The sequence below is a fragment of the Acinetobacter bereziniae genome, from assembly GCF_016576965.1.
Lineage (GTDB): Bacteria > Pseudomonadota > Gammaproteobacteria > Pseudomonadales > Moraxellaceae > Acinetobacter > Acinetobacter bereziniae.
Genome location: NZ_CP066119.1, coordinates 1,909,521 through 1,932,304, shown reverse-complemented (window position 1 = coordinate 1,932,304; position 22,784 = coordinate 1,909,521). Strand labels below are relative to the sequence as shown.

Sequence of the window (22,784 nt, the reverse complement as noted above, 5' to 3'; positions counted from 1 at the left end):
AAATTGCCTTTCACTTTCGATTTGTCAATCTCAATAAAAAACCTATTTTATCTTCACGATAAAATAGGTCATTTTCCAAAACACTCCATCAAATTGAGCAATGAAAATAAATCGTTTTAATCTTGCGTTTCTCTTAATTGATGTTCTCTTAATAACTTTGCCACCCACAATACCAACAATAAAATTGGGATACCAATTAAGGTGGTCATTAAGAAAAATTTTGGATAGCCGATATTGGTCACAATGGTTCCAGAATATCCACCTAATATTTTAGGCGTTAAGGTCATTAATGAACTAAAAATTGCATATTGAACAGCAGTGAATGACACACTCGTTAAACTAGACAAGAATGCAATAAAGGCAGCACCTGCCAACCCTGAAGCTAAATTATCCACCACAATCGCAAAATATAACCATCCTGAGCTATATTGCTCAATCACCTTACCTTTAATTTCAACAGATGTATTGGTATCTGCTTTCACCACAGGGACAGGTTGAATATCAACGTCAATATCTGCTTTTTTCTCAGTCAATTGATAGCGCTGATCGGTGTAAAGCGATGTTTTCGGATTTTTATAATTGACGACTGCAATGATCGTTTTAGATGCTGATGCTTGTAAATCTTTTCCATCGATCGTCCCACTAAACAAACCATCTTTGTCCAGTTTAGCAGGATAAGTTTTAGCATCCAGTTTTAAAGTAATCGGTTTATCTTCTTGGAGATCAGTAAGTTTCAACCCAACTGTTTGACCTTTAATCACAATACTTTGCTTGGACTCGGCAGCAGTTAAGCTATTATCGCTAGTGACCGGAAATAATTTGATTTGGGCAGTACCATTGTCAATTAAATAAGGCACTGTATATTGCTGAGCTACTGTTTGATCTGCTAGAGCGGCATCGATACGTAATGTTTTAGTTTGAACCAAATCTTGGCTTGGTATTGTGACTTTCCAGTACCCCACCTCATCAGGCGTTGCTTGAAAAGTTTTATCAGCAACATGGATTTGAACCGCTTGCATCGGCGCGCCAGACTTCACTAAACCAATAAAAATCAAGTTAGTTGAACTTGCCAGAACCGCTCCAACAAACATTAATTTCATAATGTTCATACGTTGTGCAAGTAATCCACCAAGAAAACCACCCAGTAAGCTAAAAATTACACCATATATTTTAACAGCTTCAGCAATTTGTTCTTTGGTAAAGTTGAGATCTTGATAAAAAACGTTTGAAATAACGCCTGCAATAATGTCTGAAATTCGATAAAAACCAATGAGCAACAATAAAACCAATGCCAACTTTAAACCATAACGTTTAAAAAAGTCTGCGATCGGATTCACCCATGTTTCATAAGCCATCTGTTGATTGACAACCCCCAATCGAATCAACACAGATGCAACAAATACAGCACCAGCACCTGATCCCAAAAACCGTACAGCTTCCATTAAAAATTTAAGAAAACTATCTTCAATTTTCCAAATTGATTGCAGGTATTGAATGAGGTCATTTGAATAAATATAAAAACATACAAAGCTTGCAACCGCTAAAACAAATACAAGAACCAGGCGATAATAATCAATATTCTTATAGTGCTTATCAACACGGTCAACCTGTGGTTCACGGATCAAAAGTGTGGTTATTAACCCCACAACCATGACAACAGCCATCGTTAAATATGTGTATTTCCATGCCTCATAAATATAATTGCCTTTTGCTGTTCCTAATGATGCAGCTAAAAACAGTGCACCAGCACCTGCAACAATCATCCCCAAACGGTAACCCGCATTATAGGTGGATGCCAGTACAGTTTGCATTTCAGTTTCAGCTAACTCGATTCGATAGGCATCGATAACAATATCTTGGGTTGCAGCGGAGAACCCTAGCAATACAGCCCCCACAGCCATTTGGTAAATATAACTTTGACCCAACGCTGGATCTGAAAATGCCATAATACAAATTGCACAAATAATCAGTAATTGTGCGATCAATAGCCAAGCTCGTCGACGACCCAATTTTTTCGTTAAAACAGGTACTGGCAGTTCATCAATCAATGGCGCCCAAACGAATTTAAAAGAATAGCCCAAAGCAGCCCAACTAAAAAAAGTAACAGCACTTTTTTCAATTCCAGCCTCTCCCAGCCATAGAGATAAACTCGAAAAAATCAATAAAATCGGAATACCTGCTGAAAAACCAAGAAATAGCATGATTGCAGCGCGGCGGTCTAAAAATGCAGCAAAAGCAGATTTCCATCCATTTTTCGCGGTTGAATTCTGCTCAGACGATTGCTGAGATAGTTGCGTTGTCATTGCGTTGTTATTTTCTGAAAAATGAAATAATGCTATTCAACCTTTTAATGCTTAGAGTTTCAATCACTTTTATGCAACTAAGGTCGCCTTTTACAGATATTTCCGCTATAGATGCTTGATCTTTACCCCCAATCCTGTATACCTTAAAGCTTTCAACCCATATAAGTTTTGGATTTCACCTGTGACCCAAAGACACGATCAATTAAGCTCTACCGCTGTTTCAAATACTCACACTGCAAGCCTAATACAAAAAACTGAAACCCATTTTCCATCTGCTTTTGATCAAACGGAAATTCAAAATACCTTGACACTCACAGCCCTAAAACCTGAACAACTGACGCATATTCCAGATCTCTCCAAGATTCCTTCTTCAACCAGAAGAATCAAACCCTTAAACAATTTTTTGGGTCAAGATCGTGCTAAAGCCTCTGTTGAGGCAGGTATTGCCCTACCTTATTCTGGCTATAATATTTTTGCTGTAGGTACAGCAGGGCTAGGCAAACGTACCATGATTAAACGTTTGCTTCAGCAACATGCTAAAGCGATGCAAACGCCAGATGATTGGGTATATGTCTATAATTTTAAAAATGCACGCCAACCTATTGCATTACGCTTTCAAGCTGGGCAAGCCAACAAATTCCAAACACTGCTACATCAAACTTGGCAAACCATCCTTAAGCAGCTTGAACGTCGTTTTAGTGCAGAAACCTATCATAACCGTATCGAACGCATTCGCCAGATTACAGGCAATGAGCAACAGCTTGCATTAGTTGAACTGACCAAAGAAGGTGAAGATCTCGACTTAAAGCTAGTCAATCGAAACGACGAACATATTTTTGTACCCATCCATGTCAAAGATGACAAAGTATTGGAAATGTCACAAGAAGACATTAATGCACTTGATAGCAAACAACGTGCAGAAATTAACTCCAATATGCGTTATATGGATAAAAAGCTGGAACGCCTCGGTCTGCAATTAGGTGATCTTGAAGATGACGCACGTGATCAAGTCTCTGAACTCAATCGTGATATTGCCAAGCAAGTGGTGCTTCCTCGTATCGAACAGATTCTCAATAAATTCAAAACTGTGCATGGATTAGAGCAATATTTAAAGCTTTTTGCGGCTGATATTATTGACAATGTTGAAACAATTTTAGATCAAGAAGGCGAAGAGTTTTCTCCATCGCTCTTTAATCGCGTCCCTTCCAGATACCAAGCCAATGTTGTGGTGAGCAACAAACCAAACTCTGGTGCACCTGTAATTTTTGAAGACTTCCCTACCCATTACAATTTACTTGGGCATGTGGAGCAACTCACACAAAACGGAACCATTACCACAGATTTCACGCTGATTCGTCCAGGTTCATTGCACCAAGCCAATGGTGGTTTCTTAATCTTGGAAGCTGAACAACTCTTAGAACAGCCATATGCATGGCAAGGATTAAAACGTGCTTTAAAATCAGGTCAGCTCAAACTGTCATCTTTAGAACATATGCTGACTTTGACAGGAAGTATTTCTATAGAACCGGCTTCAATTCCACTCAACCTTAAAGTGGTTTTACTCGCTGAACCAGAAATATATTATGAAATTTTAGAAGTAGAACCTGAGTTAGGCAGTGTCTTTAAGATTCGTGCAGATTTTACTGATACCTTGCAACGAAATGATGACAATGAACAAGCCTACATGCAGTTGATTGCAGACTATGTTCAACAAGACAAGTTATTACCTTTTGATCGCTCAGCTTTGGCTGCTTTACTTACAGACTCAAGCCGTCAAGCAGAAGATCAAAGTTCTCTGTCATTACATGCATTGACTTTAGGAGATTTGATCCGTGAGTCACACCATCATGCTGCACAATCGGATGAAAAGCTTGTAACATCACATCACATCAACACAGCGCTCAAACATCGTCAGTATCGCCTAGGTTATTTAAGAGAACTATATTGGCAAGACCTTTCCCGTGGCACACAGCTGATTGAAACGCGTGGGCATCGTTTAGGTCAAATCAATGCCTTATCTGTGATCCAATATGCGGATGTTGAATTTGGCTTACCATCACGTTTAACTGCTTCAGTATACCAAGGTGGTGGTGATATTCTTGATATTGAGCGTAGTGTTGAGTTAGGCGGCTCTTTACATGCAAAAGGCGTTTTGCTCATGTCCAGCTTCCTTAAAGCGCACTTTGGACGTGAACAAATCCTTCACTTCTCTGCGGCACTTGCCTTTGAGCAAAGTTATGGACAAGTCGATGGTGATAGCGCTACGGTTGCTGAGTTGTCAGCTTTAATCTCTGCAATTTGCCAATTGCCAATTGATCAGTCTTGGGCAATTACAGGTTCAATGAACCAATTGGGTCAAGTACAACCTATCGGTGGGGTTAATGCAAAAATCGAAGGTTTCTTTGATGCATGTAAACTGCAAGGTTTGACAGGAAAGCAAGGCGTCATTATTCCACGTCAAAATATGCAACATTTAATGCTACGTCAAGACGTTATAGATGCAGTAAATCAAAATCAATTCCATATTCATGCCATAGACACGATTGATCAGGCATTGGAAATTTTAATGGCTCGTCCAGTTGGCAGTTTGGATAAAAAGGGACGCTATACTAAAGGTTCTATCTATGCTGCTGTGATGGCTCAACTTGAATATTGGCAAGCTCTTGAGGATGGTGTTGAAATCGAAGAAAAACCAAAGAAAAAGAAAAAAAAGAAGGATAAAAAACCCAAGAAAGTTGAGATTGATCCTGCATTATTAACTGATGATACCGCAGACCTTGTAACTCAGCAAAATAAACGCAAGTAAAACCTATACAAGCTAAGCTTGATGAAGCCCCTAAATTGGGGCTTCATATATTATCTTGCAACATTAGGCAATAAAAAAGCACCTTACGGTGCTTTATGTGCATCAGTGGCTTATTTTGCTTCTGGTGCTGGGCTATATTGTTCAATCAATGGTTTTAATTCACCATTTTGGAACATTTCTAGCATGATATCGCTACCGCCAATCAACTCACCATTGATCCACAATTGTGGGAATGTAGGCCAATTTGCAATTTGTGGCAAAGTTGCACGAATATCTGGATTTTCCAAGATATTTACATAAGCAAATGGACGACCAATTTGGCTAAGTGCCTCTACTGCACGAGCAGAGAAACCACATTGTGGGAATTGTGGTGTACCTTTCATATAAAGAAGTACAGCATGTTTAGCAATTTGGTCGCGAATTAACGCTTCTGTATCACGCGCTTGTTCAGTCATTGATTAAATCCTCAACTCATCTGCCTGCATTATACCTAAATCCACAATAAAGAGTATGTCTAGACGATTATTTCCAATTTTATTTACATTTAGGCTTTAAATCTTCCGCATATTTTGGTTAGATAATCCTTTCTTTTCCCTCCTAACAGATAAGAGTTAGTCATGAACAACATTACCCTTGCTCCGGTACAAACTGATCAACCTTCACATTTGATGCCTGTATTCAGCCGTCAACCGATCAGCTTTGTTCGAGGGCGAGGTTCTTATCTTTATACTGAGGATGGAACTGAATATCTTGATGCATTAACAGGTATCGCTGTCTGTGGTCTTGGTCATGCACATCCTGTATTGGCTGAGGTAATCGCTGAACAAGCTGCAACACTTATCCATACCAGTAATATTTATGAAGTCCCTTGGCAAACAGCAGCTGCACAAAAGCTGGCTGAAGTTTCAGGTATGGAAGAAATCTTTTTCTCAAATAGTGGTGCTGAATCCAATGAAGGTGCAATTAAAATTGCGCGCAAATTTGGTCACTTACAAGGCATCGCCAATCCTAAAATTATTGTAGCAGATCATTCATTTCATGGTCGCACACTTGCCACACTCTCTGCCACAGGCAATAAGAAAGTACAAGAAGGTTTTGCACCTTTGGTTGATGGTTTCATTCGTGTACCTTTTGGAGATGTAGAAGCGATTGAAGAAGCAGCAATTAATCATCCTGATATTGTGGCAATTCTGGTTGAACCGATTCAAGGCGAAGGTGGTGTAAATACTGCCCCTCAAGGCTTTAGTTATCTTGAAGATATTCGTGCTATTTGCAACCAACACAACTGGTTAATGATGTTAGATGAAGTGCAGACTGGTAATGGTCGTACTGGTCAATATTTTGCTTATCAACACACCAATATTGTTCCTGATGTTTTAACTACGGCAAAAGGTCTAGGCAATGGTTTCCCGATTGGTGCAGTAATGACTCAGGGTCGTGGTGTTGGTGTTTTGACTGCTGGAAATCATGGTTCGACTTATAGCGGTACACATTTAGGTTCACGTATTGTGTATACCGTGATTGATTTAATCCAAAAAGAAAATATCATGTCCAATGTGAATGAAATTGGTACTTATCTGGTGGATCAGTTCCGCATTCAGCTTGCAGCACAAAATGTGATTGTCCGTGGTTTCGGTATGATGATTGGGATTGAACTTCCAAAAGACTGTGGTGAATTGGTGAATATTGCCCGTGATGAACATCATTTAATTATCAATGTGACTTCTGGCAATGTTGTTCGCCTATTACCTGCATTAAATATGAATCGCCAACAAGCTGATGACCTCCTACAACGCTTAGTTCCTGCAATTCAGAAATTTCTTGGATAATACTGTTTTTAAATATCATTTAAGGAGATTAAGTTTATGATCTCCTTAAATCCAAATTTCAAATATAGAAAAGCCGCTTTAAAGCGGCTTTTTTATTCAAACTTATTAGAACTTGGGCTTTTAAGAAGCTTCTTGGAAAATTCTGCCACCAGGTAACTGGCTAAAATATTGTTTTAAAGCATCCAAACAGCGGTGAATTTTCATCGGTTGCTGTTCACGCTTTAAAGTAACTGCACTTAGCGTGAAAGTTGGTAGTTTCCATTCAGGAAGCACTTCAACCAAAGTACCGTTCATCAATTCTTTTTGTACATCTAAATAAAGAATACGCGCAATCCCATGTCCGTGTTGGCACAATGATTTTGCAACAAATACGTTATTTGTTTGAAGACGATGCTTCATTTCTAAATTTACAACTTCACCTGTTGCACTATGCTGAAATGAAAAATGTTGATAATTTTTCATAATATTCACAGGAATCAAATCATGATTCTGTAAATCTTCAGGTCGTGAAATGGGCACAGTCTGATTTAAGTAGCTTGGCGATGCGACTAAGATTTGATCTACTCTCGCAAGTGGCGTACAACTTAAATTATTCGCATCTTCCATTTTAGAAGACATACGAATTGCAATATCTATGCGTTCCTCGATTAAATCGATATATTGGTTATCCGCTTCAAAATGAACCATCAAACCACGATGCGCAGACATCCAATGTGATAATGCAGGCACAACATGTGTAGCACCTATTTCCGGGGTGGTCGCTATGCGTAAATCACCGACTAAATCGTCTCGCAACTCATTAATACGGATTTTTCCACGCTCAGCCGCAGCGAGCATTTCTTGACAGCTGTGGAAAAAAGCTTGACCAGCTTCAGTTAGACTCAGCTTTCGTGTAGAACGATGTAGAAGTGTAACTTCCATCTCTTGTTCTAAAGATCTAATTTGCTGACTAACCGCACTAGTTGTAATGCCAAGATCACGCGCGGCACCACTAAAAGAGCTTTTTTCAACAACGCAAGCAAAGACACCCATTGCTCGAAGTTGATCTAACATAAATTTCCCTCTGAAATTATGAGCTGCTTCACATTTTTTATTTAAAGCAACTCATTGTATTATACGAAGAAAATTACATTTTGCATTAAAATATTTAATTTATTGGTAAAATATTTGCAGGATTGATAGGTTTTCCGTCCAAACGCACTTGGAATTCCAGCATTGTGCTTGTCGCACCAGAAGATCCCATCTCTGCAATCTTCTGTCCCGCGGTCACATTTTGACCACTTTTTACCAACATTTTACTATTATGTGCATATGCAGTAATGTAACCATCAATATGTTTCACCAAGACAAGGTTACCATATTCTTTCAATCCATCTGCAGCATAAACCACCTGTCCATCTGCTGCAGCAAAGATAGGATCGCCTTGATTTCCACCAAAACGCAATCCCTTAATATTATTCGCAAGATTATAACTTGCGATCACAGGTCCTGTAGACGGTTTAACCCATCTTAAACCAGTAGATTGTACTGTCGTTGTTGTTTGAGCTGGCACTGTTGTGACAGACGGTACTTTTGTTGTTACAGACGGTGATGTTGTCGTTTGCTGCGTCGGTAACTTAATGGTTTGGCGCTGAATTTGTGGTTCATTGTTTGTCAAAGCTTTGGTTGTTGAACGGTTAGCATTCGCCCCACCCTTTTTCAAACGCAATGACTGTCCAACATAAATTCGATATGGCGCAGCAATATCATTCATTTCAGCCACACTTAAATAACTCAAACCGTAACGCATAGCGATGCCGCTAAGCGTATCACCCGAACGTACAGTATAATACTCTGGTGCAACTGCGTAACGTGTTGGATTATTAATCTGTGGCTTCGATGCACAACCAGTAACAAGTATTGTAGAAGTAATGGCAACTGAGGATAAAATGATTTTTACCCATCGCTTAGGCATTTGAATATAAAGCTTTGATCGAGCCAAAAGCATTGATTTCCCTCTCTACAATCTTAAATTTAAAAATATTTGCTTAAGATTAGCAAAAAACACACTTATTTCACTGTTTCGCAGTGCTTTTTCACAAACTTATAACACTCATACATCAAAATGACTATGTGAGAGCTGCGATTGTAAAGTTTCCAAGATTCCATAGTTGGTCGCATCCATTTGAATCGGTGTGATACTGACAAAACCATTGGCGATAGCAAAAAAATCTGACTGGATATGCTGTAAGTTCTTTTTAGGGTCTGTAACCGCCTCGCCTGCCAACCCAATCCAATACACTTGACGACCACGCGGATCAACCTGACTGGTGATTGGTTTTGATTGTACCCGTCGCCCTTGATAGGTAATCTGAGCGCCCTGAATTTCAGCAACATCTGGGATATTAATATTTAAAATATGTCGCGGTGGTAGCTGTGGTAGTCCTTGAGCAATAAATGTATAAACCCACTGTGCTGCTTGTGCATAATCATCAGCACGCTCATAAGCCCGAACATTGCTGCCTGCTAATGAAACCGCGATTGCAGGTAAAGTCATTAAACGCCCCTCAAATGCAGCACCTACTGTTCCAGAATAAAGTACGTCATCTCCTAGATTCGCTCCGCTGTTGATACCACTGACCACCAAATCAAATTCAAAATCAAATAAACCATTCATTGATAAATAAACACAATCAGCAGGAGTGCCATTGACTGCCCACATATCTGGAGCAACTTGAATTGGACGTAATGGTCGATCTAAGGTTAAAGCACTAGAATAACCGCTACGTTCACTTTCAGGTGCAACAATTACAACACGTCCTAGCGGTCTTAATGCTTTTGCTAAAGCTTGGATACCCGGTGCAAATACACCATCGTCATTGGCAATTAAAATATTCACTCAAAAACTTCTCTTAATAACAGTATGAATTCATGATTTCTTTATCTAACAATGTATCAATTTATTTTAAAACATACACTGAATTGTATAACACTCAATGCTTATGACTTAAAGTCTCCATTCCTACAAATCTGTTGTTAAAAAGAAATCCTTCTTGAAATTATAGACCAAGTCATTTAACGCGCTCACTTAGAGCAATTAATTTCTCAATCAGGTCATTTTAAAAATATCAAGTCTCGGCACATTCAGGTCATCAACTTATTCATATATCTTCTAAAGGTTATCTTGATACCCGTTAATCAATTACCACCCAATTTCACATAAATTATGTCATGACTGTTGAGTAATTTAATACAAATTTATTCAGCAATTATATATAGTTACTCACTCAACTTTAAATTAAATTTGTGACTAAAAAGATGATTACACGTTCTCTTACTCGTACAGTTTCTATTGCATTCATCACACTTTGCACACACACTGCATTTGCAGAAGGCTTAACCACTCAAGAGGCTGATCTCTTAGCCAAAGAAGATATTGCAGCTACACAGGTACTTGCTGAAGTCTGCCCGTCACTGATTGGAAATAATGCTACATTCCAAAGTAAGATTGATACATTAACTCAAACTTTATTGAAAGATTTATCTAAGACAACGACTTTAGACCAACTTAAACTAGATCCTGAATATCAATCGGTTTTTAAAGAAGCACAAGCAAATGCCAAAGAAGTAGACCAAGCCGAACACAAAGCTGTCTGTAATGATGTACTTGAACTCAAGCACTAAAAATAAAAATGAGGATAAGAGATGTTAAAAGCATTTTTTTAACATCTTTTTAAAATACTCTTTTGCGAAAAATTCAAATAAATCTACAACATCAATACATTTTATCTATATTTTTGACTGTTTTTACGTTTACTCTATGCCTCTTGTTAAGAGAAATAATTGATTAGGTCCATCATGCGTATGACTTTAAAAATGCTTACATTAAGCCTTGTTTCAGCCAGTGGTTTATTTATGACTCATGCTTTTGCAGCATCTAAAGACGCAGCTTCGCATGAACAGAATATTGAAGTCACACAACAACAAGTCTCTAAAGAAGAACTTGCCGCAATTTATGTACTTTCTGATATTTGCCCGAGCTTGATTAAAACTGATGCTGCATTTGATAAAGGTTTCAATCACTTATTGAAAGATTACATGCCAAATGACAAGAACCCGAAAGAAGCTTTAAAAACTTTAGCCAAACAAAAGGATTTTCAACGTGCTTTGAAAGAAGCCAAAGCTGATGCCAAGAAAGCTGGAGATACTGAAAATACTGCGATTTGTAACGACATTAGTCGCTATGGTGCATAATCGTGGTGCAATTTATTAGACAAATAATGAAATAGTTACAATAAGTAAGAAATAAGCCGACTTTCTGTATAGAAGTCGGCTTTGCTTTGTCCTAAAATGCTAGCCTGTTTGTGCTCATATAACGATTGGAACGACCTAGAATGACCCCAAAAAGCGCCATTGCTGCATTATTACTTTTACCTTCATTTTCTTATGCAGCAACCGTCTTAACAACTCCGCCAGAATTAAATAATAAATCTTACGTCTTAATGGACTATGAGACAGGTCAAATTCTTGCTTCGAAGAATGAAAATGAAAAACTAGCACCTGCTTCGATGACCAAAATGATGACCAGTTACATCATTGAGCAAAAACTCCTCAAAGGTGAACTGACTGAAAATGAAAAAGTTCGCATGAATGAGTCAGCTTGGTGTCGAGGAAGTAGCACTGAATCTTGTATGTATGTTCCGCTCAATGGTACTGCAACAGTTTTAGAAATGTTACGCGGTATTATTATCCAATCGGGTAATGATGCTTCCAAAGCGATGGCTGAACACATTTCTGGCAATGAAGGTTCATTTGCTTATGTCATGAATCAAGAAGCTAAACGTGTCGGCATGACCAATACTCACTTCATCAATGCAACAGGTATGCCTGCTGACGGTCATTACTCCACTGCAAAAGATATGGCTGTTTTAGCCAAACATATCATTCATGACAGCTCAAAATACTACCCAATTTATTCTGAAAAAGAATTTACCTTTAATGGTATCAAACAAGGTAACCGCAATGCCTTACTTTATACCGACCCAAGTGTGGATGGTTTAAAAACAGGTCACACCAATGAAGCTGGTTTCTGTTTAACCACTTCTTCTAAACGTGGTCCAATGCGTTTGATTTCTGTGATTTTTGGTGCACCATCAATGAATGAGCGTGCCAATCAAACACGCTCACTGCTTTCTTGGGGATATTCAAACTTTGAAACTGTGAGTGTTCATCCTGCAAATCAAGTTCTTGCTAAAGCTAAAGTTTATTTTGGTAAAGAAAATGATGTTCAAATTGGTTTAGCTGAAAACTTCAATGTGACTATGCCAAAAGGTCAGGCGAATGCGATCAAAACTCAAATCACTGTCCAACCGAACTTAAATGCACCTTTAAAACAAGGTCAGGTTGTCGGAAAACTAACAGCGACTTTAGATGGTAAAGTTATTGCAGATAAGCCTTTAGTGGCATTAAAAGCAGTGGAAGAAGCAGGTTTCTTCTCTCGATTGATTGATCACATCAAAATGTTCTTTAGCAACTTATTTTAATTTATTTGTGAAAGTCTAATTCAACTTTACTGATTAGACTAAAGCACAGGCATCCTGATCGAAGATTAGGATGCCTTTTTATTTTATACTGTGATGACGGTTTTTAAGTTTTAAGCTTTGATAAGGACGCCAACATGAAAAAGAATATCCGTACGTATTTACAACATCATCCTAAAATTGACTCGACCTGCTACATTGATGATTTATCTGTGATAATCGGTGAAGTCAGTTTAGCTGAAAATGTTTCGGTATGGCCTTTTGCTGTAATTCGTGGTGATGTTAATCACATTAAAATTGGTCGAAATTCCAATGTGCAAGACCATTGCATGCTACACGTCAGCCATAAAAATGATGCAAAACCTAATGGTTCACCATTGATCATTGGTGAAGATGTCACTATTGGACATCATGTAACCTTACATGGCTGCCAAATAGGCAATCGAGTTCTCGTTGGAATCAACAGTATTGTGCTGGATGATGTGATCATCGAAGATGACGTAATGATTGGTGCAGGCTCATTGGTTCCACCACGTAAACGCTTAGAAAGCGGCTATTTATATGTAGGCAGTCCTGTACAAAAAGTGCGCCCATTAACAGACAAAGAAAAAGAATTTTTACCTTATTCTGCAAGGCATTATGTGAAAGTAGCGAACAATTATATTGATGAATTGAATCAAAACTAAACCAAGCCCCATGCTTTATTAAAAGATTTATATTTTTAATAAAGCAAAATTTGAAATTTAATTGAGTGAGTATGATTGCTCTAGGCGTCTATTTAAAAGATCTCAAAATGAAAATAATATTCACAGCTAGATGGGTTATCACAATGATCACAGCAATGTTAAGTTGAGTATAAATAAGTTCTATTTTCTAAATGCTCTTTTAAGTTCCTGAAAACACTTGGCTAAAGTGCCCATCAATGACCTCTATTGCTGGACAAAAATCGCTTAGACACCGAGAACTAAAAATGAGAGAGATAGAAATCTTATTCGAAATAAGATCATACTATTCATCTGTGACTTCAATTTGTTCAAGATTTAAATCATCCCAAATCTGATGTTCAGATAAATAAATCCCAGCATCTTTAAAAAAATCATCCATATCCCTTAAAGCGCTTTGTTTTAAGCTAAGTTGATTCTCTAAAAAGCCAATCATAGCTTGTGTTTGTATGTGTAAAATACCTTATTTTTGCCCTAACTATAAGCTCTACTTGCGCTGAAAATACTCGCTTTCCAATCCACCAAGCCAATACGTTAGATATTTCATTTTTCCAAAAACTGGAAATTCTTGTATATTTGTATGTGAAAAAATCGAAACTCATTTATAACCACATAATTTTCAATATTATTTTTAACGTGACACGTCGAGGAAATTTCCAAATATCCAGATAAATGGGTTTTAATTTCAGCTAAATCAAGTGAAATTAAAACCCAATTTGATCAATATAAAGTGCTTATTCATTCACTTTATAGTATTTACTTAACTCTTCAAACACAGGCGCTTTCACATTATCTTTCACGATATAACGTTTAATTACACCCTGATCTGTATGAATTTCCATAAAGACATTTTCTGAGCCTCTGAAATCAACCATCATATTCACAGGAACTAAAACACTGTTACGTGAACGATTGGCTTTAAATGCAAAATCAATTTCAGTAGGTCCAATCACATTGAATGAATGACTTTTCACCCCATCACTAAATACAACTTTTTCAATATTATATTTGGTGTATGCGCTGTTTAAACTCAGTTTAACTTTTAGAATGTCTTTATGTGCTTCGTTCCATGCCACTGTCACAATCGGGCAAATTTCACTTGGCTGACAGATTAATAAGCCTTGAGTACCCACATTTGAATTCGCATTATTAGGATTTGAAGCACATCCTGCGATAAGCAATGCACTTAAAGGAATGTACCAAAGTTTCTTCATCATGTTTTTTATATCCTATTGGATGCCCAGAAATTGGAATGGTTGAGCGACCTTAAAAGAAGAATTAGCCTTACCTGCATACACTTTCGCTTGGTCAGCACCCAACTCAAGCTTTCTGGTTTGACCATCTTTAAAATCAATCTCCTTTAAGTCTACCCAAAAAACATTAGGTGATACAGCAGATTCAAAGAAATATAGTCCTCGTTTATGATCTACAACGGTTCGCCAGCGTGTAGAAGAAATATTCGGCTCCTCTTCAGTATTGAGTCCAAAAGGAACTGAGGTATTACGTATCACACTAAATACGCTGGCTAATGAATGTTCCGGAGAGGCATTTTTAGGAATGGCATTGATATAAAACGATGCTCTTGCAAATCGATCTGCAGCACGATTTGTCCCTGGTAACATCGTGGTTCCACCAATCTGTTTCCAGTAAGTATTCAATGCAAGCTGTTGATCAAAGGTAGGAGAGTTCGTCATGACTTGATATTGACGATTATGATGAATGACTTGCTTACCGCCAATATATTCTATAATGGCACTGTCACCAGTCGAATCAGAAATAGATAAATGTAGCGTTGCTAAACGTTTCTCTCCTGGCACTTGATCTGTGACAATCATGAATGGCTCTTTTTCTAAGGCTTGTATCGCTTCATTAACTGTTGCGTAGTTATCCAATACATACTGCGCCCATAGTGAAATACTGAGCGGTGGTTTTTTATTGTTTTTTACATCTGGATATTCCGACTCCACCAACCACAGCAAATTTGCTACTAACCCTTTTTCATTGACGCCATCAGTTGTAGAAATATCATACCCAGTAGCCACAACACTGCCATATTTCGATGTCCACTGAATTGACTTTGGTCCAGCCATTCCAGTGCGTTTAACATTATTCGGTAAAATCCATAGATTTGTTCCAACATCGCTTTTCCAATCCATCGAACGTGCTGTCATCACATCATTATTGCCAAGATACACAACACGAGTACATGCAGTTGCCACCTCAGCAGCGACCAAAAGCCCTGCTGCAAACAACACTTTTTTTATTGCCTTATTCATGATTAAACCCTCTTAGAAAATTGGTAGATTGATCCCTATCACAGGACCTTGCTGACGAACATCCCAGTGAAAATTATTCGATTTATGATCTTGTTCAAAGTAACGATAGCCTGCGCGTAAATTGAAATTTCGATGAAAAACAGGAATCCGATAACCTAGATATGCATGTGCAACAGTGGTGTTTTCAGTGCCAACTGTGAATTCTGCTGCTAAATTCCAAGGCGAGTCGAAATTGTATTTAAATCGTGATCCCCAAAAAAACTCTGTCCACTTTGCATCTGCTGCCAGTGTTTGATTAAACGCTCCAAGTGTTGCTTCTGCCTGAGTTCGATGTAAACCAAGTGTAGGTTCTACAATAAACTTTGCCTGTTGATGCGATGTTGTTTCGGTTGAGACATAGGCTTGATAATACACCCCGTAACTACTTTGATTGAGCTTAGTGCTCAATGCGATGGGGATATTGATTGCGCTTTTTTCCTGAGATGTTTTGACATACTGGTGATCTGCATAAAGCCCCCAGTTGCCTTTACTCAAATCCACATGCCCCATAAAGGATTGATCAAGCGCCTTGACTGTTTCTTTAAATGGCTGATCGATATCGTATTTTATTTTACCTTTTTGGATATTCCCATCCACATCTGCAGCAAATACATAGAGATTAAGATTAAATTTTACAGGTCCTTGAAATGTATCTGAGAAAGTGTCAGCCAGTGTTGCTTGATTTAAAAGCAAACCGATCAGAAAAAATAAGTATTTGTTTGTTTTCATCAATACCCTCTTTATAGATATTTTTTATCATGTGTTTTAATAAGCATTGCGCTTAAATATGAACCTTAATCACATAAAAAATCAAGGGAATTAAGTATTAAAAATAAATAATCGAATAAAATTTAGTTTATTTCCACTGATAATATTTTAAAATAAAAATATAAATTAATAACTTACAATAAAAAGGTCATGAAAAATATTTTTACCAACTATAAACCCCTAAAAATAAAATAACTTTTTAATTAATTTTTACAGTGAATTTATTAAATTAAACAATACTCTTGATGACATTCAATGTTCAGCTCATCTCGGTGCTTATATTGAAATAAGTCATACATTACCAATCAATAAATTCGTCCAATTGGAGTGATATACTTTATCCCATTGCTCAAAGAAAAAGCCTTGAACATAGCCACCAAGCTGAAAATTTTGTAGAATAATGCTTTATCTCCCATGGTGCTGATTATGAGCTCTTGGTCTCCACATGTAACTGTCGCAACTGTTGTTGAAAAAGATGGAAAATTCCTGTTTGTAGAAGAACATACAGAAGGTGTTAGTCATACTGTTTTTAACCAGCCTGCTGGGCATGTAGAGCGCGATGAAACCATTATTCAAGCTGCTATACGTGAAACAATGGAAGAAACAGGATATGCGATTGAAGTTGATTCTCTAGTTGGCATCTATACCTACACTCCACCCATGTTTCCAGATCGTACTTATTTTAGATTCTGCTTCTTAGCCCATATCACAGAATACTTCCCTGATGCTCAACTTGATACTGGAATTATTGGTCCGCAATGGATGAGCCTTGAAGAATTACTTGATTCTGCACGTGCCAGAAGCCCTCTTGTGATTAAAGCTGTACAAGACGCATTATCTGGGCAAAAATACCCACTTTCGCTCATCTATGAGCACCAAAACTCTCCTTTAATTTCAAACTTGGATGCCTAATCCTATGCAACAACGTGTCATCGTCGGTATGTCTGGTGGTGTAGATTCATCTGTTTCTGCTGCGCTTTTACTTCAACAAGGATATCAAGTTGAAGGTCTTTTCATGAAAAATTGGGAAGAAGATGATGGTACGGAATACTGCACAGCTATGGAAGATCTTGCTGATGCACAAGCGGTCTGTGACAAAATTGGCATCAAATTACATACTGCCAACTTTGCCATGGAATATTGGGATCGTGTTTTTGAGCACTTTTTAGCGGAATACGCTGCTGGTCGTACCCCGAATCCAGATATTTTATGCAATAAAGAAATTAAATTTCGTGCCTTCCTCGACCACGCTGTAAGCTTAGGTGCTGATTTTATTGCGACTGGACATTATTGCCGTCGTGGAGAAACAGCGACCAATAGTAAAGGCGATCAATATGCACCTTTACTCCGTGGTGTAGATAACAATAAAGACCAAACTTATTTCCTGCATGCAGTTCATGGTCGTGAAATCAATAAAACATTATTCCCTGTGGGTGAGATTGAAAAGCCTCAAGTCCGCAAGATTGCTGAAGAACTTGGTTTGGTAACTGCAAAGAAAAAAGATTCAACAGGTATTTGTTTCATTGGTGAACGCCGTTTTAATGACTTCTTAAAACAATATTTGCCTGCACAACCGGGAAAAATTGTTTTAGATTCTGGAAAAGAGGTTGGTGATCATCACGGCTTAATGTACTATACGCTCGGTCAACGAGGTGGTATTGGTCTTGGTGGATTAAAAGGTGCCGAAGAAGGCGCTTGGTTTGTTCTACATAAGGACCTTGAAGGCAATCGTCTTGTCGTTGGTCAAGGTCACGAACATCCATTGATGCAAAGCACGATTTTATGGTCTGAAGCAATTGATTGGGTTGCTGGAGAGCAAGAGATTTCTGAATCAGGTTTCCGATGCACGGCAAAAACTCGATACCGCCAACCAGATCAAGCATGTACAATTTATAAAGACAGCAATACACCAAGTGGTGTACGTGTCGAATTTGATGAACCACAACGTGCCGTTACACCGGGACAAAGTGTTGTTTTTTATGTTGATGAAGTTTGTTTAGGTGGTGGGGTGATTCATCATACCAATGCACCAAAACCAGACTTTATCGAGTCATGATTAAACATTATTTAAAGGAATTTAGGCATGGTTGAGTTGCCCTTTCAACAGCCTCAGACTTTGAATCAACGCCAAAATCGAGCTTTGGCGTTAGCGGCTGTGTTTCAAGCAACACAGCTGACCCATATGACGGCTATGACTGGTCGTCAAAGCATCGGGGAAAGTGGCAATTTTTATTTTGAACAATTGATTAAAGCCAGTCTCAATATACGCCCTTCAGACAATCAGTCTGGTCAAACCTTAGATTTTTTTAATCAATTGGCTGATATTTCTTTAGGTTTAAAGGCATTAGAAAGCAGCATCACTCAGCCCTTTTCCACCTCACCAAAATCCAGAATTCCCAAGTTAGCCAGTGCAAAACTGCCAATGTCATATGCAATGTCATTGTTAGCATTAGAAAAAAAAGTCTATAGCAACCCAAAATTCGTTGAAATTATTCATCAATCCCAGCAAAAAATTTTAAAACAGTTGTCCTTCTTCGATAATAACTACTTACACCCGAGTATTATTGCCAACTTAGCACAAGCATATGTCGACACTGCTGGTCAAATTAATCCAAGAATTTTAGTGCGGGGTAATGCAGAAGCATTTAAAGATACTGCACACACCAATCGTATTCGCGCAAGTTTATTTACAGGTTTACAGATGGCTCACCTATGGCGTCAATTAGGTGGTAGTTCATGGAATATGATCTTTAGCAAACGTAAACTTCTTCAAGATATTCAGGATCTTGCTCGATTACAATATCAGGTTGTGTAATTTGATATTGATCGAGTTTCGGTTTTACACAGGGTCATGTTGATATTTTATAGATGGTTTTAACATTGAGTATTTGTAAAATATAAATATGACCTATATTCCAAAGTTTAAGGAATCTTTATGAACGCTTTAACCGCACTTTCTCCATTAGATGGACGCTATGCAAGTAAATGTGATGCTTTGCGCCCTTACCTCTCTGAGTTTGGTTTAATCCATGCTCGTGTGACTGTTGAAGTGCGTTGGTTACAAGCGCTTGCAAACCGTCCTGAAATCACCGAAGTGCCTGCTTTCTCAACTGAAACAAACAATGCTTTAGATGCAATTGTGGCTCAATTTTCTGAACAAGATGCAAATCGCATTAAAGAAATCGAGCGCACAACCAATCATGATGTAAAAGCAGTTGAATACTTCCTTAAAGAAAAAATTGCACATATTGATGAACTTAAAAATGCGGGCGAATTCATTCACTTTGCATGCACATCAGAAGACATTAACAACCTTTCTCACGCATTAATGCTAAAAAATGGTCGTGATGTTTTAGTGGCTTCAATGCAACAAATTGTTGATTCAATCGTAGATTTGGCTGAGAAACACGCTGAACAACCGATGTTATCGCGTACCCATGGTCAAACAGCTAGCCCAACAACTTTGGGTAAAGAAATGGCGAATGTTGCATATCGTTTAGCGCGTCAGATCAAACAATTTAATCAAGTTGAATTGCTCGGTAAAATTAACGGTGCTGTAGGTAACTACAATGCACATTACTCTGCATACCCTGAAATCAACTGGCCTGCACATGCTCAAACTTTTGTTGAGTCATTAGGCTTAACATTCAACCCATATACAACCCAAATCGAACCTCACGATTATATTGCTGAATTATTTGATGCTTTACGTCGCTTCAACACAATTTTGATCGACTTTAACCGTGACGTATGGGGTTATATCTCACTCGGTTTCTTCAAACAACGTTTGAAAGAAGGTGAAGTTGGTTCTTCGACTATGCCACATAAAGTAAACCCGATTGATTTTGAAAACTCTGAAGGTAACTTGGGTATTGCAAATGCGGTATTGGCGCATTTGGGTGAAAAACTTCCTATTTCTCGCTGGCAGCGTGACCTTACTGACTCTACAGTGCTGCGTAACATGGGTGTTGGTTTAGCACAAAGCTTAATCGCATTTGAAGCATGCTTAAAAGGTATTGGTAAACTTGAATTAAATGCTACTCGTTTAAATGAAGATCTTGATCATGCTCAAGAAGTATTGGCTGAACCAATTCAAACAGTTATGCGTCGTTATGCAGTTGAAAAACCTTATGAAAAATTAAAAGCATTGACGCGTGGTCAAGCAATGACACGCGATATGATGGTCAACTTTGTCAATGGTACTGAGCTTGAAGCTGTACCTGCTGCTGATCGTGCGCGTTTAGCTGAAATGACCCCAGCAACTTATACTGGTAATGCTGCTGATCAAGCGAAGCAAATTAAAGATCTCATCGCTAAAATCTAAGATTTGTAATCCTTTTTTAGTCATAAAAATGCGAAGCTAAAGCTTCGCATTTTTTTTGCATTTTGATTACAATGCGCATTAATAATTTTTAGAAAACAATATAATGATCTACCACTCTTTAACCCCAAAACACTGGCTAGTACTGGCAGTTCTAGCAATTGCCATTATTTTGGCAAGTATCAATCCATTAGAATATCCGTCCTACATGTTGCATCAAATTGGTACGGTGCTGATGTTGCTTGCTTTATTCTTCTGTTTAAAGAAAATTGGACTGAGTTTTTCCTCATTTCTACTCTATATCTTATTTCTGATCATTCATGTCATCGCTGCTCATTATCTTTATTCCTATGTGCCGTATAATGATTGGTCAATCCAATATTTACACTTTGACCTTAACCAAGCCATGGGATGGTCACGCAATATGTTTGATCGCTTTGTACATTTTTTTTATGGCTTGTTTCTCTACCCATTTTTCTATCGCCTTTTCCAAGTCTGGCTACCAAATTTAAAACCAAGCGTTTTATTCATTCTGGTGATTCAATTTGTCATGGCAACCAGCTTATTTTATGAATGGATTGAATGGTGGTTGGCAATTGGTTTATCCCCAGAAGAAGCTGAAAACTATAATGGACAACAAGGCGATGTTTGGGATGCACATAAAGACATGTTCTTAGCAACAATCGGTGCAATTATTACAGGATTGCTAAGTCTAAAAACCAACAAACAAAATTAAGATCACTTTTAAGACTGCATATATTCACCAAATGTTAACGGTTTGGTGAATATCAGTTAATCTAAGATTTATTTAGATTTTCTTTATTTGCCAAAATATCTGGCAAGCTTCTCTCGATCCAACCAATCACATAACTTATTTTTTCAGCGGCTTGTGCACCCAAAATCGTCAATTGATACTCAACCTTTGGCGGAACTTCAGGATAAACCGTACGTAAAATAAATCCATCTTGTTCCAATACCCGTAAAGTTTGTGCCAGCATTTTTTCACTAATACCTTCAATACGGTTGCGCAACTCACTAAATCGTTGCACACCATCACTTAAACACCGCAGAACTAACACAGACCACTTACTGGTTAAATGCTCCAATATTTCTCTAGATGGGCATTCACTGGATAAAACTTGACCAATTAAATGACTTGAAGCATAGATGCTCATGAATTCTCTCCATACAGTAATTAGCTTACTTTTCGGTACGTACTTACATTTGGTAAGTTTAGTAACTATGATAATAGCATCAAGTTTAAAAAACATCCAATCCAAATCAATCAAAAGGTGAACTTTATGAAAATCGCAATTACAGGTGCTACAGGTCAACTTGGGCAATTGGTCATTCAGAGTTTAGTGAAACGCATCCCGGCAGAAAATATCGTGGCTTTAGTCCGTAACTTAGATAAAGCACAAGCACTTCAACAAATCGGTATCGAACTTCGCCAATTTGATTATGACCAACCAGACACATTGGTTCCTGCATTACAGGGCATTGATAAACTATTACTCATTTCAGCCAATGAAATTGGACGCCGTACACCGCAGCATAAAGCTGTGATTGATGCAGCAGTGATTGCCAAAGTCCCTTATATTGCCTATACCAGCTTACTCAATGCAACGCATAGCCCATTGGGTTTAGCAGCAGAACATCGTGAAACTGAAGCCCTTATTTTAGCAAGTGGTTTGAGCTATACCCTGTTACGCAACAATTGGTATAACGAAAACTACTTAGTCAATGTGCAACATACCGCAGAAACAGGCACACTTTATGGCAGCGCTCAGGACGGCAAAATTAGTTCAGCGTCTCGACTCGATTATGCTGAAGCAGCAGCTAAAGTACTGAGTTCAACAGGTCATGAAAACAAAACCTATGAACTTGCTGGCTCAACCAGTTTTACGCTTTTCGACTTGGCATCTTATATTGGTCAAGCGTCTGGAAAATCTGTTCAATACCAAAATATCAGTGCTGAGGACTATACACAAGCACTCACTACGGCTGGCTTACCAAGCGAATTAGTCAGTGTGATTGTCGATGCGGATGTCCAAACTGCACATGGTGCTATGTTCAGTACTCGTGAAGATTTAGAACAATTGATTGGTCGCAAAACCACCGATATTCAATCTCAAGTGAAATCACTTTTTTAGCATCTATGCGTTTGCAATCTATTCGCACCTTCTGAACACGAGACAACC

At 38.2% G+C, this 22,784-nt stretch carries 22 protein-coding genes; 12 read left to right on the top strand and 10 right to left on the bottom strand.

The window, feature by feature from the left end:
* Nucleotides 1-116: 116 nt before the first annotated feature.
* A complete protein-coding gene (locus tag I9192_RS08965; RefSeq protein WP_200150346.1) occupies nucleotides 117-2,303 on the bottom strand; it encodes an AmpG family muropeptide MFS transporter in 2,187 nt (728 codons plus the stop codon).
* 181 nt (nucleotides 2,304-2,484) lie between these two features.
* Between I9192_RS08965 and I9192_RS08960 the strand changes: the two genes are divergently transcribed.
* Nucleotides 2,485-5,109: a Lon protease family protein gene (locus I9192_RS08960; protein WP_200150345.1), complete on the top strand. Its 2,625-nt coding sequence runs from the start codon at nucleotides 2,485-2,487 to the stop codon at nucleotides 5,107-5,109.
* 110 nt (nucleotides 5,110-5,219) lie between these two features.
* Here the strand turns inward: I9192_RS08960 and grxD are convergent, their stop codons facing one another.
* A complete protein-coding gene (grxD, locus tag I9192_RS08955) occupies nucleotides 5,220-5,564 on the bottom strand; it encodes a Grx4 family monothiol glutaredoxin (protein WP_004831217.1) in 345 nt (114 codons plus the stop codon).
* Between the two features lie 162 nt (nucleotides 5,565-5,726).
* Here grxD and I9192_RS08950 point away from each other — a divergent pair, with 162 nt between their 5' ends.
* Nucleotides 5,727-6,938 carry an aspartate aminotransferase family protein gene (locus I9192_RS08950; protein ID WP_151824051.1) on the top strand — a complete coding sequence of 404 codons (1,212 nt, stop codon included), beginning with the start codon at nucleotides 5,727-5,729 and terminating at the stop codon, nucleotides 6,936-6,938.
* Between the two features lie 120 nt (nucleotides 6,939-7,058).
* On the opposite strand, the gene I9192_RS08945 is transcribed toward I9192_RS08950, so the two are convergent.
* The 3 genes from I9192_RS08945 to surE form a co-directional block, all read right to left on the bottom strand.
* A complete protein-coding gene (locus I9192_RS08945) occupies nucleotides 7,059-7,991 on the bottom strand; it encodes a LysR family transcriptional regulator (protein WP_004831219.1) in 933 nt (310 codons plus the stop codon).
* Nucleotides 7,992-8,085: 94 nt separating this feature from the next.
* Nucleotides 8,086-8,925: a peptidoglycan DD-metalloendopeptidase family protein gene (locus I9192_RS08940; RefSeq protein WP_005029585.1), complete on the bottom strand. Its 840-nt coding sequence runs from the start codon at nucleotides 8,923-8,925 to the stop codon at nucleotides 8,086-8,088.
* A gap of 105 nt (nucleotides 8,926-9,030) precedes the next feature.
* On the bottom strand, nucleotides 9,031-9,816 hold the full coding sequence (gene surE / locus I9192_RS08935; protein ID WP_004831222.1) for a 5'/3'-nucleotidase SurE: 786 nt from the start codon (nucleotides 9,814-9,816) through the stop codon (nucleotides 9,031-9,033).
* Between the two features lie 419 nt (nucleotides 9,817-10,235).
* Between surE and I9192_RS08930 the strand changes: the two genes are divergently transcribed.
* The 4 genes from I9192_RS08930 (at nucleotide 10,236) to I9192_RS08915 (ending at nucleotide 13,143) form a co-directional block, all read left to right on the top strand.
* Nucleotides 10,236-10,601, top strand: coding sequence for an MCR_0457 family protein (locus I9192_RS08930; RefSeq protein WP_005029672.1), 366 nt, complete (start codon nucleotides 10,236-10,238; stop codon nucleotides 10,599-10,601).
* A 174-nt stretch (nucleotides 10,602-10,775) separates the two neighbouring features.
* Nucleotides 10,776-11,171, top strand: coding sequence for an MCR_0457 family protein (locus tag I9192_RS08925; protein WP_005029674.1), 396 nt, complete (start codon nucleotides 10,776-10,778; stop codon nucleotides 11,169-11,171).
* A gap of 140 nt (nucleotides 11,172-11,311) precedes the next feature.
* Nucleotides 11,312-12,460: a D-alanyl-D-alanine carboxypeptidase PBP5/6 gene (gene dacC, locus I9192_RS08920; RefSeq protein WP_005029677.1), complete on the top strand. Its 1,149-nt coding sequence runs from the start codon at nucleotides 11,312-11,314 to the stop codon at nucleotides 12,458-12,460.
* Between the two features lie 134 nt (nucleotides 12,461-12,594).
* Nucleotides 12,595-13,143, top strand: a complete 549-nt coding sequence (locus tag I9192_RS08915; protein WP_004831226.1) for a gamma carbonic anhydrase family protein — start codon at nucleotides 12,595-12,597, stop codon at nucleotides 13,141-13,143.
* A gap of 322 nt (nucleotides 13,144-13,465) precedes the next feature.
* On the opposite strand, the gene I9192_RS08910 is transcribed toward I9192_RS08915, so the two are convergent.
* The 4 genes from I9192_RS08910 to I9192_RS08895 all read right to left on the bottom strand — a co-directional run bounded on the left by I9192_RS08910 (nucleotide 13,466) and on the right by I9192_RS08895 (nucleotide 16,223).
* The gene (locus tag I9192_RS08910) at nucleotides 13,466-13,615 is read right to left on the bottom strand and encodes a hypothetical protein (protein ID WP_005029678.1); all 150 of its coding nucleotides are present in this window, start codon (nucleotides 13,613-13,615) and stop codon (nucleotides 13,466-13,468) included.
* Between the two features lie 298 nt (nucleotides 13,616-13,913).
* Complete coding sequence (locus tag I9192_RS08905; protein ID WP_004831228.1) at nucleotides 13,914-14,396, bottom strand: hypothetical protein; 483 nt, start codon at nucleotides 14,394-14,396, stop codon at nucleotides 13,914-13,916.
* 12 nt (nucleotides 14,397-14,408) lie between these two features.
* Nucleotides 14,409-15,455 (bottom strand): linear amide C-N hydrolase, encoded by a 1,047-nt coding sequence (locus I9192_RS08900; protein ID WP_004831230.1) that lies wholly within the window; start codon nucleotides 15,453-15,455, stop codon nucleotides 14,409-14,411.
* 12 nt (nucleotides 15,456-15,467) lie between these two features.
* On the bottom strand, nucleotides 15,468-16,223 hold the full coding sequence (locus I9192_RS08895; protein WP_005029681.1) for a hypothetical protein: 756 nt from the start codon (nucleotides 16,221-16,223) through the stop codon (nucleotides 15,468-15,470).
* A 465-nt stretch (nucleotides 16,224-16,688) separates the two neighbouring features.
* Here I9192_RS08895 and I9192_RS08890 point away from each other — a divergent pair, with 465 nt between their 5' ends.
* The 5 genes from I9192_RS08890 to I9192_RS08870 all read left to right on the top strand — a co-directional run bounded on the left by I9192_RS08890 (nucleotide 16,689) and on the right by I9192_RS08870 (nucleotide 21,319).
* Complete coding sequence (locus I9192_RS08890; RefSeq protein WP_009587264.1) at nucleotides 16,689-17,174, top strand: NUDIX hydrolase; 486 nt, start codon at nucleotides 16,689-16,691, stop codon at nucleotides 17,172-17,174.
* A 4-nt stretch (nucleotides 17,175-17,178) separates the two neighbouring features.
* Nucleotides 17,179-18,318, top strand: a complete 1,140-nt coding sequence (mnmA, locus tag I9192_RS08885) for a tRNA 2-thiouridine(34) synthase MnmA (RefSeq protein WP_005029683.1) — start codon at nucleotides 17,179-17,181, stop codon at nucleotides 18,316-18,318.
* Between the two features lie 27 nt (nucleotides 18,319-18,345).
* The gene (gene hflD / locus I9192_RS08880; protein ID WP_004831235.1) at nucleotides 18,346-19,077 is read left to right on the top strand and encodes a high frequency lysogenization protein HflD; all 732 of its coding nucleotides are present in this window, start codon (nucleotides 18,346-18,348) and stop codon (nucleotides 19,075-19,077) included.
* A gap of 120 nt (nucleotides 19,078-19,197) precedes the next feature.
* The gene (purB, locus tag I9192_RS08875; protein ID WP_005029686.1) at nucleotides 19,198-20,586 is read left to right on the top strand and encodes an adenylosuccinate lyase; all 1,389 of its coding nucleotides are present in this window, start codon (nucleotides 19,198-19,200) and stop codon (nucleotides 20,584-20,586) included.
* A 103-nt stretch (nucleotides 20,587-20,689) separates the two neighbouring features.
* Nucleotides 20,690-21,319, top strand: a complete 630-nt coding sequence (locus I9192_RS08870; protein WP_005029689.1) for a DUF2238 domain-containing protein — start codon at nucleotides 20,690-20,692, stop codon at nucleotides 21,317-21,319.
* A gap of 61 nt (nucleotides 21,320-21,380) precedes the next feature.
* On the opposite strand, the gene I9192_RS08865 is transcribed toward I9192_RS08870, so the two are convergent.
* On the bottom strand, nucleotides 21,381-21,758 hold the full coding sequence (locus tag I9192_RS08865; protein ID WP_004831239.1) for a winged helix-turn-helix transcriptional regulator: 378 nt from the start codon (nucleotides 21,756-21,758) through the stop codon (nucleotides 21,381-21,383).
* 126 nt (nucleotides 21,759-21,884) lie between these two features.
* Here I9192_RS08865 and I9192_RS08860 point away from each other — a divergent pair, with 126 nt between their 5' ends.
* Nucleotides 21,885-22,736, top strand: a complete 852-nt coding sequence (locus tag I9192_RS08860; RefSeq protein WP_005029693.1) for an SDR family oxidoreductase — start codon at nucleotides 21,885-21,887, stop codon at nucleotides 22,734-22,736.
* Nucleotides 22,737-22,784: the final 48 nt, after the last annotated feature.

What these genes read in the sequence shown, in the direction of transcription:
- hflD (WP_004831235.1), top strand. Translation starts at nt 18,346, where the DNA reads ATGGTTGAGTTGCCCTTTCAACAGCCTCAGACTTTGAATCAACGCCAA.
- I9192_RS08925 (WP_005029674.1), top strand. Translation starts at nt 10,776, where the DNA reads ATGCGTATGACTTTAAAAATGCTTACATTAAGCCTTGTTTCAGCCAGT.
- I9192_RS08930 (WP_005029672.1), top strand. Translation starts at nt 10,236, where the DNA reads ATGATTACACGTTCTCTTACTCGTACAGTTTCTATTGCATTCATCACA.
- mnmA (WP_005029683.1), top strand. Translation starts at nt 17,179, where the DNA reads ATGCAACAACGTGTCATCGTCGGTATGTCTGGTGGTGTAGATTCATCT.
- grxD (WP_004831217.1), bottom strand. Translation starts at nt 5,564, where the DNA reads ATGACTGAACAAGCGCGTGATACAGAAGCGTTAATTCGCGACCAAATT.
- dacC (WP_005029677.1), top strand. Translation starts at nt 11,312, where the DNA reads ATGACCCCAAAAAGCGCCATTGCTGCATTATTACTTTTACCTTCATTT.
- I9192_RS08940 (WP_005029585.1), bottom strand. Translation starts at nt 8,925, where the DNA reads ATGCTTTTGGCTCGATCAAAGCTTTATATTCAAATGCCTAAGCGATGG.
- I9192_RS08860 (WP_005029693.1), top strand. Translation starts at nt 21,885, where the DNA reads ATGAAAATCGCAATTACAGGTGCTACAGGTCAACTTGGGCAATTGGTC.
- I9192_RS08895 (WP_005029681.1), bottom strand. Translation starts at nt 16,223, where the DNA reads ATGAAAACAAACAAATACTTATTTTTTCTGATCGGTTTGCTTTTAAAT.
- I9192_RS08910 (WP_005029678.1), bottom strand. Translation starts at nt 13,615, where the DNA reads ATGATTGGCTTTTTAGAGAATCAACTTAGCTTAAAACAAAGCGCTTTA.
- I9192_RS08865 (WP_004831239.1), bottom strand. Translation starts at nt 21,758, where the DNA reads ATGAGCATCTATGCTTCAAGTCATTTAATTGGTCAAGTTTTATCCAGT.
- I9192_RS08965 (WP_200150346.1), bottom strand. Translation starts at nt 2,303, where the DNA reads ATGACAACGCAACTATCTCAGCAATCGTCTGAGCAGAATTCAACCGCG.
- I9192_RS08890 (WP_009587264.1), top strand. Translation starts at nt 16,689, where the DNA reads ATGAGCTCTTGGTCTCCACATGTAACTGTCGCAACTGTTGTTGAAAAA.
- I9192_RS08870 (WP_005029689.1), top strand. Translation starts at nt 20,690, where the DNA reads ATGATCTACCACTCTTTAACCCCAAAACACTGGCTAGTACTGGCAGTT.
- I9192_RS08905 (WP_004831228.1), bottom strand. Translation starts at nt 14,396, where the DNA reads ATGATGAAGAAACTTTGGTACATTCCTTTAAGTGCATTGCTTATCGCA.
- I9192_RS08915 (WP_004831226.1), top strand. Translation starts at nt 12,595, where the DNA reads ATGAAAAAGAATATCCGTACGTATTTACAACATCATCCTAAAATTGAC.
- purB (WP_005029686.1), top strand. Translation starts at nt 19,198, where the DNA reads ATGAACGCTTTAACCGCACTTTCTCCATTAGATGGACGCTATGCAAGT.
- I9192_RS08900 (WP_004831230.1), bottom strand. Translation starts at nt 15,455, where the DNA reads ATGAATAAGGCAATAAAAAAAGTGTTGTTTGCAGCAGGGCTTTTGGTC.
- I9192_RS08945 (WP_004831219.1), bottom strand. Translation starts at nt 7,991, where the DNA reads ATGTTAGATCAACTTCGAGCAATGGGTGTCTTTGCTTGCGTTGTTGAA.
- I9192_RS08950 (WP_151824051.1), top strand. Translation starts at nt 5,727, where the DNA reads ATGAACAACATTACCCTTGCTCCGGTACAAACTGATCAACCTTCACAT.